Below are 12,296 nucleotides of genomic sequence, written 5' to 3' on the forward strand. Positions count from 1 at the left end.
GGATTCGAACCTCTGACCCCTCCGGAGAGCAGCGAGGTTAGTAAACCTCACCCAGAATCAAACTACATAAATCACCCTTAAAGCCCTATTCATAGGCGTTTCACACTAAAAACCCTTCGACACTCAAAATCTATCAGCGACCAACAACGAAAATTTTTTGGTCACAAAATGAGAATTCTGAAAAACGTGCTATGCTGCACCCTATGAGCGTTGCTCTCATGCAAAAATGATGTTTAAAATATCAGTACATCGGGTCAAAGTTAGGGACTAATACTGTGAAAATTGAACGGGTTCGGATAGGTAGACTAACGTTAAAAATTACGACATCGAGCCCAGAAATCTCAATAACAATTCCAATTAATCAACTAATTCCAGCAGAGCAAAAATGGGTGGATCTAACCCAATATAATATTTCGGATAACGGAAGGATTATCAGCTGGCCAACATACCCTGATATCGAACCGATCAATTTGGATTTATTAACTGGAAATACTGACAATCAAACCCTATTGACCCCGATCACCTACATCGCAATCAAAGCCGTTCGAGGCCTACATCCGTACCACCAGGCACTTGATAAAGCAGGCCACCTACCCACTCCCTTGAAGCCCCCCGATTTTGATAAAGAAGCCATGCTTGCATGGTTGGAAATTAATCCTGTCATTATTCAGCAGCAAGCGAGCAAAGTACTTTGTGTTGCCAATACACGTGCCTACATTGCAGCGATAAATCTGCTGCCGCCAGATACCAATATTCCCGTTCGCTGGTACACAGGCCGTAATGACAAACACCTGAAAATTCTTGTGGCTGCTGACCGACTCATGAATCCACTGATCCATTATGAGACAGGCAAGCTGATCCAACGCCAATTTCAACTACTCGAACACCTGGAACGCTCTAAATATCCAAAAGTAATCTCCACCAATCCCCCGATCACACCCATAACATTTGCCAAACAGATCGGGGTTGATCCACGCACTCTGCGTCCTAAAGAGAAACAGGGTCCTCAATCGGGGAGTCCAGATGAGTGATTCTGATAATCAAGATCCATCAGAAGGTCCCAACGAGGTTTCCAATGATGAAGAAAACCTGATCTTTGGCACTCATACCGAGCGGCTGATTGGCTGGGTGAAGGCGAACCCGGCTCCAGGTCTATCGCCTCAAGAGTCACAAATGTTAACCCTGCTGCTCCTGTGGTTGCTGCATGCACCTCGCGACCTATTACTACTGACAACCGTCCTGAACAACCTCTCATCTGCACTGGACGCCGTATTCAATGCCTTTGAAGAAAAGGATCAAGAGCTATTGGTTGAGGATTTGCCGATTTCCCAAAATGCTATCGCACTAATATCAAACCATCTAACTAATAGTGAAAATCAATTAATTGCCTGTGATGCTTTTGATATTGGCGCTTATGTACAGGGACAAGATATTGATGCTGACAGCCATAGACACCCGCTGAGGGGGCGAATGTCTGACTTTCCCATTTACGCAGCACTCATGAATGCCAGTATCGATGAGGAAGAGTCATTTCGAATATTACAAGGGCTGGTCTTTCTAGCACATGCAAATCTCAGGAACAATTTTTCTAACCCCCAAGATTACCTGATCAATAACCCTGGCACCTACAAAATTAAGGACATTCACTCCTGCGTACAGCAAGCCGGACTATTCGTTCGCCAGTTTTCCGTCGGTGATGTGGATGATGACAGCCAGGAAGTTTTTGATGAACCGAGCAGCCTGACTGACCTTTATCAAACCATTACAGAACGTGAACAGGATCGGCAAGGGGAAGAAAGAGAGCGATATAAAGCAGGTCTGAGTGCTCTGTTTAAAAAATGGTTGGAAAACTATTTCGTTCAACTCAATAGTGGTAGTGGCGGAGGTAAAAAACGCCGCAAATATCGACGCAAATCAAGTGGCTGGCATGATGGTTTCGTACGCTTTGGTTCGGGCTTGATACAGGAAAACCTAAAGCAAGACCCTGAAGAAGCCTACGGACCTAGCTCAAATGGTCGATACCTCAGCGATATTCAGCTCCTGAGCGAGCAGGCTACGGTTGATGATGATCAGGAACACCTAATCACGGAACAGCGCCAGGCTGACCTGGATATCGCTGAAAATGCTGTAGGCGGTGATTTGTTCATTGCTGAAGAGCCATCAACCCGAAGCGCTGGGCGGCTGATTATTGGCAATCAAATCGCCCATATTATTCGAGCAAATCAGTTGCTTTCCACGAATTGGGCTCAGGCGACAACGTGGGAAATCGCCGAGCTTCTTAAAATGTGTGAGGGCATTATTTATGATCAGGATGAATACAGATCTAACCAGCAACGACGCGAAACGGCAACAATTATTCTACTAATGCTCTGGACGGGATCAACTCTGGATAAAGCAGTCACCGGATTGCGGTGGGTAAAAGGAACATTGCCAAACCCCGTGCCAATTAGCTATTTGTTTAAGGGAAATTCAGGTGATAGCTGCATTCGAATTAAGCTAACTAATGCAAGTGCCAAGATAAAACCTAACAAAAAACAGCTGGAATACCTGCATCCTCGTGAGGAATTTTTAAACCTACCCGATCCAGTTGGATTAGGCGCAGCAATGAGGCGTGCTTTTGTTGCCCAAATCGATGAAATAGGAAGTTATAAGCTCTACACCCATAAGACGCCAACTTACCGTGCATCGCTAAACAGCTTATTGAGGCTACTACCCTCTGGGCATCGCCTAAATGAGCACAAAATATCGATGTTCCTGTTTCATAAAATTGCGACAGAAACCTCAGGTGATGTTGCCGATGCCATTCTGACGACCAGCCGCTACCATCCTCTGGGTCAGACACTACTGCACTACAGCAGCCCCGAACAAAAACGACAGACTGAATTGTATGTCAAAACGGTCAAAAAGATAATCAGCGAATTATCGATGGAAGGTTACGATCTAAGACTACCCTGCTCTGAAGGTGCGCGGCAGGACACCGCTTCACTGCCAAGACCTGAGCGTCATGATCCAGTTGAGACATCCAGTGCTGCTGATGAACATGCACCTGCAACGATTGTTGGCAGCCATTTCTTTCCGCAAAAGAAGTGTATTCAAAATCTGATCTCAACGCTCAAAACCCAGATCAAACGGGCACCCGACCCATCGGACCTCGACCAGGTAATGAGCTACCACAATTGTTTTACCCTCTACTCTAATCTGATGCTGGGGTATGCAACCGGATACAGGGCAGTGAAAGATCCTGTTCTGGCAGAGGATGACATCGACCCTGAAACGGGACTGGCAGTGATTTCTGATAAGGATGGCCCTGAGCTCTACAATGCCAGGCTCGTCTGGATACCGGATAGCGTGCAAAAGCAGCTGGCTCATTATCAAACCCATTATAGCCGCCTGCTGCCTATCCTCCAGCATCTGGATCAGGAGGCCTACAATTTCAACAGCCTACAAAACATTCCTAAACTATTTCTACTAGATAACAACTTGAGGTGGGAGCCGATACGGCCCAAAACCCTCAAGCCACTGCTGGAAAGCACTTTTCCGTTGCCCATTAATATCAATCGCCGCTTCCTGCGCACCACGCTGAGAGCTCGCGGCTGTCCTGCCGAGGTCGTTGATGGCTTCATGGGCCACTGGGGCCGTGGTCAGGAGCCCTGGGGAGAGCACTCTACACTCAGTACCCACGATTATCTGGAAACCCTGAAACCCCACATCACTGCCATTCAGCAAGAGTTAGGGTTTGAGGTCTGTGCGAGCCAGTACCACAAATGAGCATTGAACAAGAACAGCTAGCTATTGATTTTGATACGCCCATTGAGGTGCGTGACGCTGAGAGCCACCTGAGTCCTCACGCGAAACTGGTATGGGATCGATCTGCTTTTTCTGAAACAGAGCTGCCCTACTGGGTTGACCTCATTAACCTGCTGGTCGCAAACGGACGTTTTGCCGCAAGATTTCTGTTGCACCCTGAAAATAAAGAAGAACCAACAAGCAAAAGAGTGCGCAGAGTCCTGAAGGAAATCATCCATGAGTACAGCCAAAAGCTGGATGAAACCGATGCTCTGTTGAAGGTTCTGCGCAAGGTCGTTATCAGAGGCCGTCAAACAAGCGTCATTAAAGAAGGAAAATCGGCACCCCTTTGGGGACTAGACCCAACGCCTGCCTCTTCTTATGTACCGCGTGAAAAAAACCGCTTCACGCCAGAACGTTTTAAACTCATTAACCGCTACAAACGCTGGCGAAGTCAGCTTAAGCAAACACTGGCGATTAATGATCTCTCACCTCAAGAAGAGCTCGGCCGAATTCTATTATCAGCCATCCTCAATGGCGGCCTGATATCGACCCACCTCCTGGCCGGTTTGCATAAAGCGTTACAGCAACCCGACTGTATCCAGTTACTCAATCTGCAAAGCTATATTCGGATCAGCGCCTCCTGGCTGGGGCACGAAGATGTCGAGGTCCGCAACTGGTACCCCGACCCGGTGACCGAAGCCCTGATCCTTAGACGCACTCTAAACAATGAAAATGATTTTGATGCCAGGGGGCAACAGTCCACTGCAACCAAGTATCTCTTCAGAAGCATCAAAATGCTGCTGCGAAAAGCTGGCATTGAATCAAAGCAACAACCCCGCACCATGACCGAGTTACTCGACTCAACAGCCTTGTATCTTGAGCTGCGGATTCCACCCTTTGTTGCCCAATACCTGAAGCGCAAGCATCTGTCCCATTCACTCAGGGCCAGTTCGCTCTATCGCCTCGCCAGAAGACCTACAGAGGGCTCCCAGGAATCAACAGACCTACCAGGACTGGATCTCAGTCGTTGGAAAAAAAAGGCAGGAAGGTCTCAGCATTTTGATAACAAGAATTCAGCCGAAGTCCCCTGGCTAACAAGACTCACTGATCGTGAAGTTGTGAAGAATCCGGAGCATTTTATCAATCAACTGGATACTGAAATCCAGCACATAGCGCAGCAATCCCGGAGCAGCGCTGAGTATTTACTATTAAAATGGGCGCACTACCTGCTGGTCTTTGGTCATGAAAAAAAGTCTTCGCTTTCACCGACGACCATTGCAGGGTATCTGACCAGTATCGGCAGCCGACTGGTGGAGTATTTAGACGCAAGACCCATTAACCAGCTGAGTGCATCTGAACTGGAAGAGACCTACACCCAGATCCTTGATGATATTGAAAGTCGTGGTCACAGAATCAAGGTTGCCAGGGCATTGCATCATTTCCAGAGCTATCTGGAGAAAGAAGTTTATGTTGAGCCCATTGATACCCATGGGGTTTTAGGCATTCAATCATCGCCCGCCCCAGTCGATGCTCAAATCATTTGGGTCGAAGAGTTTAAAAAGCTGCTGGATTGCCTGGAGATTTCGCAGCTGGAAAAGATCCATCCCGATCTGGTCACAATCACCCAAATACTGGCCATTTTGGGTTACAAGTGTGGTCTAAGGCGCAGTGAAGCCCTCAAATTACGCATCGTTGACCTTCAAGGGCAAGCCTACCCAGAGCTATTGATTCGCCCTCATGCCAAGCGACGATTGAAAACATCCAGCTCTCAACGTCGGTTACCGTTGAAGCTGTTTTTGGATGAAGAGGAGCTAAAGCTGCTGATGGATTGGAAACAACAGCGCACTGAATATTTTGAGGAGCAAGATAACCAGCTGCCCGACTACCGAAGAAAGAGGGACGGGAAGCTGAAAGATGCCTTTTTGTTCGGCATCGCAGAGAAAAACTACGATTTTGTACCTGAGGAGCTGGTCTTTCCGGCCATTCACAAAGCACTGCGTGAAGCCACTCAAGACCCAACTGTTCGCTATCATCATTTCCGTCACAGTTTTGCCAGCTTAACTCTGATGCGCCTTATGGTTGCCGACCAGGGGCTGCCGGAAGGTTTCTTTGAAATGCAGCCCGAAACGCAGACCTGGCTGGAACAAGGCGAAGCGATGAAAGAGGCTCTCTACCCCGAACAAGGCCCGACCCGTAAACATCTCCACTATGTGGCAGCCTTTCTGGGTCATTCCTCACCCAATATTTCTTTGGAGCACTACATTCATTTAATGGATGTGATCAGCAGACACCTGATCCAGAAACACCTGCCTCCAGATACAGAAATGCTGATTGCAGCTTCTGGTGTGGCTCAATCCACAGCCTACCGCTGGTGCCAAAAAGGCACTCAGGAATTTATTGAAAAGCTGCGTTGGAAATACCGAGACCTTTACCCTGACCTCAACCCACAAGCTAAACAAAAAAACAAAACTCGAAAAGCTGAAATAGATGCAGAAACCCTATCAGATGACCGATATAGTTTTTATAAGGAGCTTTGCAGACTGAGAAACTTGATCTTCAATCATGAGGTTCATGGAATGAACAAGCACGAGCTCAGCAAGCGCTCAGGATTCAGCTCGGAGCTTATAGGAAAGGTGCTCAATAAATCAAAAAACCTGGAGCGATTGAAATCGAGTAGCAACTCAACTGAGCCCTTACTCAAACTGCTGAAACGTCCTCGTAACTCGCCTCAGGAGGCTAAAAGCTGGATAGGCATCCCAGCAGAAATCAGTAATGACGCCGATCAGAAAATGGCAAAAGAAATGTGCGCTCTGATGTATAACTATAACCTAGAGCATCCTGATGAGTTCGATAGCTGGCTGAACCTATGGCTGGCCAATACACGCAAGGAAAAGCATTGGGTCATTTTCAAAGAACAGGCTGATAAAGAGGATGAAGCAAAGGCATTTATCGATACCCTCCTGGCCATGCAAATTCCCAAAGAATGGATACGACTGACTCTATTGCATGGCAAAAAGTCAGAAGACCGTTGGATCAAAGCCTCCCTTAAACACTGGAAGAACAAGCTGCCCCAAGCCCGCAAACTGGAATGGACCACACAATCTTTCCACGATGGGAACAAACTCGACCAGCATGGCAGGCTTGCAATCAACCTGATCAACAAAGAGATTGGGAAAGCATCCGAGGCATCACGGTTTTTGATGATGATGTGGTTGCTGTATAAAGCCTGATGGATGACTACTTATTGCTCTGACGCTATGTCTATATCCTTAAGAGCCCTAAGTACATCTTTTGAATCCCACTCCTTCGCTATTGCGTAGCAGTCATAGCTTTGGCTGTCAGGCTTATAATAGGATTTTTTGGGATCGCCACCATGCTCAAGCATGTATTTGAAAACTTCAACCTCATTCAGCTCTGCTGCCAGCATCAATGGTGTGTACCCACTTACTGGAAATTTATGTACAGCGTTAACATCTGATCCGGAATCAATCAGTATTTCTGCAATTTTTATCAATTTTTCTCTCTGCCAGAATTTAGAAATTCTCGAAGTAATCATTTCATGGAAATCCTCCTTATGCTGTGCATACCACTCACTAGAATTCATTTTCTCTAAAAGATATTTTGTTTCATCCATACTTGAAACAATTCCTGGCAAATTCCTCCGCATACCATCTAAGCTAACTGACGACATTTCTACAGCTTCACAATATTTCCTAAATGACTCTGGATCACTTAGCCGAGTCAGCATTTTTAGAACTTCATTAAGTGGCGTTTGCTGCTCAACACCACTCCGCAAATCTGGATTGGCACCCATTTCAATGATTCGATGGACTATCTCTGGCTGACCTGTCTGTACAGCCTCCATAATTGCTGTTAACTTTTTCTTGTGGCTGGATAAATTTAAGGTTTCAGGCTTATGGTCACATTCGACAATAATATCATACAAACTTCTATCTAAGGTCGTAAATGGTGTAGAAGGGTTCAAAGAACCTAAAGCAAGCATAATTGCAGAATCACCAACTTCAGAGCAAGCATTTACATCTGCTCCTAACTCAATAAGCCTTTTAACCTCTTTATGCTTATTAAACATAACGAAATAGACTAGCTGCGGTATTTTTCGCTGAATACTTCCAATCTTAATAACACGGTTTGGATTTCTAAAATCTGGACGAATATCATCAAAAACAACGTTAATGCCCCCCGGCATTACTATAAGTTTAACATACTTATCTTTTACACCAGGATTCAAAAAACCACCTTCATCAAAAACTCGCCAAAAAGCTTTTTTTGCTGATTCAATCTCCCACTTCTCAACTGTTCTTTCAAATTTATTTGAATATTTCTCACCATCTTCAATTACGGGGATATCAAACCCAAAAAGCAAGGCAGCCCATTTTATTTTTTTAAGTAAAATTTTATCGGGCTTTGACTGACATGACGCAATAATAAAGGACTCTCGGGCAATTATCTGAAATGATGAACCTGCTCTATATATACTGCTTTCAAAAGCTTTACAATAGAATAGTTTTGCTAGACGCAGATCTCCACAGCGAACATTCCACTTAGCTTCAATCCAGTCAGCAAGGTAACCATGGACGTCTTTTCTATTTGTACTAGATAACCAGCTACGATAGTGATCAATAGCTCTTCTCACCTTGTTTGAGTCTACCTCAATATCACCAACAAGGACTGCACTATTAAGGTACTCAATATCCATTAAAACAGGCTCATAAAAAGATTTAAGATTTTCCTGTTTTTTAACCACCTCCGCGTTGAACGACACTTCCGGCTCACCCAATAACATTGTGCACTTAGTATCAGAGAGAAATCTTGAACTAGAGTAATTCCTTTTAACATAGTCTAGAGAGCGCCCTGCCAGAAGTAAGACATATATACGATCCCAGTTAAGCTTAAAACTTGAGCAGCATCGCTGCTTGAGTAAATGAATGGATTGGCTTGAAGGTAACTCCGATCCTCGTTTCCATGATCCAATACGATCTCGATTTTCTTTACTCATACTTTTCAGAGCCAAGAGCCAGTTTTCTTCTGTATTTTCAAGGCAAATTAGCACTTCACCAATAGAACTTGAGTCTTCATCAAGCAAGCCTGATGGTGAGGGACCACTGAAAACCTTACAGATATCAGCAATCACATACTGAAGCCACATCGAAAAGTAACCTTGACCAAGGTATGGGTAGACCTCTTGTCGGCGGAGTCCATCAACTGAAACTGATGCCACTAGGTCATGGTACTTACGGTAGAAATCTGTAACTGCTAATGCTGAATAACTTGCCAGACTATCTCCATAGTATTTTCTAATAGGTTGACAAATCACCTCATTAGTAATTTCTCTTAGCTCAAAAGGGTTAACATGAAGGCTTCTGGCTTTTTCATCTAGCTTTTTATTAGAGTTTTTAAGGTCTAGTGCACTCGCAACAAGTCTTATCAGCTCAAGGAAAGTGGGATATGGAGTTTCAAGAGATTTTTTAGACATTTTCCTACCTCCATGTGAGTCGGCATGCAGTCGCATGCCGACGATTCAAAGATCACTCACTTCACTTAGTTACCGCATTACCTCGGCCGCCGTCTGATGGTTCACTAGTCGTTGATGGCCAGTTGCCACCAGGTCCAGGATGGCTAGAGGGTGGGCGGTTAAAAGCGACTGTTATATTCATGACAAACTCCTTACGTTAGTCGATCTTCATGTAGCAATCAATTTTTGGGTTAGTTGTTGTCACGCTTTTTTCCTGATTTTTTGCCTTCTTTTTTTGACGGCCACCCAGCCTTATTTTCATTTTTTGCTGCAGCTGACATAGCCCGTGCAGCAAATGAACCTTTAGGGATAACGCCACCCGTCTTTTTCGCGGTGCCCGACTGGATGCGTGATGCAGCTGTGCTGTTCATCTTTTTCATTCTTCACCTCAACTTTTGAGAACTGTGGTATGCCGTTATGGCAAGTTGAGTATCGCTAAAACTGTCAGCCTAATCAGCTAGGCCAGTGGCGGAAAAATTTGAGATTTTGCAAGTTTTGAAATGGAGCTAGGGAAAGTAAGAGTAGGAGTCGCTGCCTGAGGGCCGTCACATACTTTTTTGCAAACTGTAAGGATTCCAAGAAGCCAGTATTCAAACCTAAAGTCGCCTTTGCTCGCTGAAACACCATGAGAACTACAGAAAACACATGGTGAGCTTCTTTGTCTACACTTAGATGAGCTAGTCATCTGCTGCATGCTTTGCGTCAAGGAGGCACTAAAGTCCTAATCAATTGCAAACAGCTTACTCAGTTCCATCTTCTCCAACCAAAAGTACTCTTATTCGTTAAGTAACTCGAACTTTGGCTGGATTCTTATAAACCGTTACATGACCGAAGCTAGAACGATGAGAAATCACTGCGAGGCTAACAGAGATGGTTGGTAATATAGCCACTAAAAAACACTGCAATTTATTCATTGGTAGGAAGGCTCATTGCAATTCAAGCCCATTTACAGCAGGATTATTAGGCCGTGTGAATCTAAAGCTGGAGAATGGCTATGGCAACTACCAAGTTCACAAGCTTCAAACCTAAACGTGTCAGCAAGAATAATTTCTGGTTCAATCTTGGTATTGAAGATGCAAAAACAACACGAGCAGATGCCGTGCATCAAGGCTTTAAACCCAAGGTATACCGGAACCTTGCTGAAAAAACAAAGCTATCGCAAAGCGAGTTTTGTAAAATCACTCATATTCCACTGAGCACTATGAAGCGCAAACTCACAAATGATGAGCGATTTAGTACCCAAGAGAGTGATGCAATATACAGGCTTGCCATGCTGATAAAACTTGCAACGGACTTGTTCAGTGATGAAAAAAAAGCTTTGGATTGGATACGAGAGAGTGTCTACGGTCTTGGAGGGAAAAGACCATTGGACATGGTTGCCACCACAGTTGATTTTGAAATGGTTAAAGATCTTATTGGCCGAGTTGACCATGGCGTATTTTCATAATCGTGGCTTGCTGCATCCCATAGAAAAAATGTTGTATGTCAGCACAACACGTCCCTTTCATAGCCACTCCTGTTTCGTGTAAGTTATCGCAATCAACTTGGACACAGGAAACAGCCACAACTGCCCAGCACTGAGCAAGTCAACGAATTTCTGAACCCTGGAAATCAGCCATCGGCACCGAGTAGGCCAACTCTCCCCCGTTCATCACTGGCTCTGCCATCTGCTCGGTTTGCCTACGCCAGATCCAGCCTCAGACAACTTAAGACTCGATCTTGGTGATTTTTATTTAAACCAAGTGTTCAAGAGATAATTGATGCATTACCTGACAACCTATGCAGCACCGCATCGATCAACCTCACGGTTTCCTCAAGCTCTTGATCAGAGGTTTCAAAGCCAAGGCTGAAACGAATGACAGATTCGGCTTTTTCAGTAGTAACACCCATTGCCTTTAGTACGTGAGACGGTTCAGGAATACCTGATGTACATGCTGAACCACTTGAGGCAGCTAGATTAGGTTGTAATGCTCCAAGAATATCTTGTGCATTGAACCCTTCAAATCCTAGAGATAGGTTGCCCGGATGACGCCTCTCAAATTTACTCCCATAGAGAGTGGTTGGCCAGGGTAAAGCTGTTAACATTCTGAAGAGCTTGTCTCTACGTGCACGTAATTCGTTATTCATACCAGATAATTCAGCTGAAGAGATATATTCAGCGGCTGCGCCAAGGCCGATACATAATGGCGTTGGCAGAGTCCCTGACCGAAGTCCACTTTGTTGACCGCCACCATAGATCAATGGTTCGATTTGATTTTGCAGGTCACGAGAGATAAATAAAGCCCCTATCCCTTTGGGTCCATACATTTTATGACCAGACAGACTAAGCATGTCTACCTGTTCCGCAAAATTTCTCATGCTCATAGCCATGGGAGCTTGGGCTGCATCACAGTGGAATACCGCACCATTATTTCTGATGACTTCAGAGAGTGAAGCCACATCTTGTATCGAGCCGACTTCATTATTAACAGCCATGATGGATACAAGAAGGACATCATCACTTAGTAGCTGCTCAAGCTCTGCTGATATAATTTGTCCGTTCCGGTCTACAGGAATGTAATCTACTACGTAACCATATTGTTCCTTTAAAACATGCCCAGCCGAAAGAACACATTTGTGCTCTATAGCACTTAAGAGTATTCGCTTTCGCGTGGTTTTGGTTAGAGCTGCTCGTTTAGCTAGGCCTAGAATCGCAAGATTGTTGGACTCAGTTGCTCCCGAGGTAAAGATTACTTCATCGCTATCAGCACCAATTAGGTAGGCCACTTGTTGTGCTGCAATATCGATGTGCGTAGCAGCCTTCCAGCCCATTGCATGATCACCGGAATGTGGATTTGCAAATAGCTCAATGAAATATGGCTGCATTTTGAGCAAAACTTCTTTAGCTACAGGTGTAGATGCTTGATAGTCCAGATAAAGCTTTTTCATAAGTGCTCAATCATATCAATAGAGTAAGTTATATTTTGACCTGTAC

At 44.9% G+C, this 12,296-nt stretch carries 7 protein-coding genes; 4 read left to right on the forward strand and 3 right to left on the reverse strand.

Features of this window, described 5'->3' with window-relative positions; all coding sequences use genetic code 11:
- The first annotated feature begins 275 nt into the window (after window positions 1-275).
- Genes LG323_RS08880 through LG323_RS08890 form a run of 3 tightly spaced genes read left to right on the forward strand, consistent with a single transcriptional unit; the run spans window position 276 to window position 7,019 of the window.
- Window positions 276-1,031: a hypothetical protein gene (locus tag LG323_RS08880; protein WP_404415039.1), complete on the forward strand. Its 756-nt coding sequence runs from the start codon at window positions 276-278 to the stop codon at window positions 1,029-1,031.
- Window positions 1,024-3,768 carry a hypothetical protein gene (locus tag LG323_RS08885; protein ID WP_404415041.1) on the forward strand — a complete coding sequence of 915 codons (2,745 nt, stop codon included), beginning with the start codon at window positions 1,024-1,026 and terminating at the stop codon, window positions 3,766-3,768. Before LG323_RS08880 ends, LG323_RS08885 begins: the two co-directional genes overlap by 8 nt.
- The gene (locus tag LG323_RS08890; RefSeq protein ID WP_404415044.1) at window positions 3,765-7,019 is read left to right on the forward strand and encodes a hypothetical protein; all 3,255 of its coding nucleotides are present in this window, start codon (window positions 3,765-3,767) and stop codon (window positions 7,017-7,019) included. Before LG323_RS08885 ends, LG323_RS08890 begins: the two co-directional genes overlap by 4 nt.
- Window positions 7,020-7,030: 11 nt before the next feature.
- On the opposite strand, the gene LG323_RS08895 is transcribed toward LG323_RS08890, so the two are convergent.
- Both LG323_RS08895 and LG323_RS08900 read right to left on the reverse strand, forming a co-directional pair.
- Window positions 7,031-9,283, reverse strand: a complete 2,253-nt coding sequence (locus tag LG323_RS08895; protein ID WP_404415047.1) for an ankyrin repeat domain-containing protein — start codon at window positions 9,281-9,283, stop codon at window positions 7,031-7,033.
- Window positions 9,284-9,513: 230 nt separating this feature from the next.
- The gene (locus tag LG323_RS08900) at window positions 9,514-9,702 is read right to left on the reverse strand and encodes a hypothetical protein (RefSeq protein WP_404415050.1); all 189 of its coding nucleotides are present in this window, start codon (window positions 9,700-9,702) and stop codon (window positions 9,514-9,516) included.
- A 614-nt stretch (window positions 9,703-10,316) separates the two neighbouring features.
- Here LG323_RS08900 and LG323_RS08905 point away from each other — a divergent pair.
- The gene (locus LG323_RS08905; protein WP_404415053.1) at window positions 10,317-10,769 is read left to right on the forward strand and encodes an antitoxin Xre/MbcA/ParS toxin-binding domain-containing protein; all 453 of its coding nucleotides are present in this window, start codon (window positions 10,317-10,319) and stop codon (window positions 10,767-10,769) included.
- Between the two features lie 299 nt (window positions 10,770-11,068).
- On the opposite strand, the gene LG323_RS08910 is transcribed toward LG323_RS08905, so the two are convergent.
- Window positions 11,069-12,250, reverse strand: a complete 1,182-nt coding sequence (locus LG323_RS08910) for a cysteine desulfurase family protein (protein ID WP_404415056.1) — start codon at window positions 12,248-12,250, stop codon at window positions 11,069-11,071.
- Window positions 12,251-12,296: the final 46 nt, after the last annotated feature.

Origin of the sequence: Marinospirillum sp. (assembly GCF_044810985.1) — a bacterium.
Classification (GTDB): domain Bacteria; phylum Pseudomonadota; class Gammaproteobacteria; order Pseudomonadales; family Halomonadaceae; genus Marinospirillum.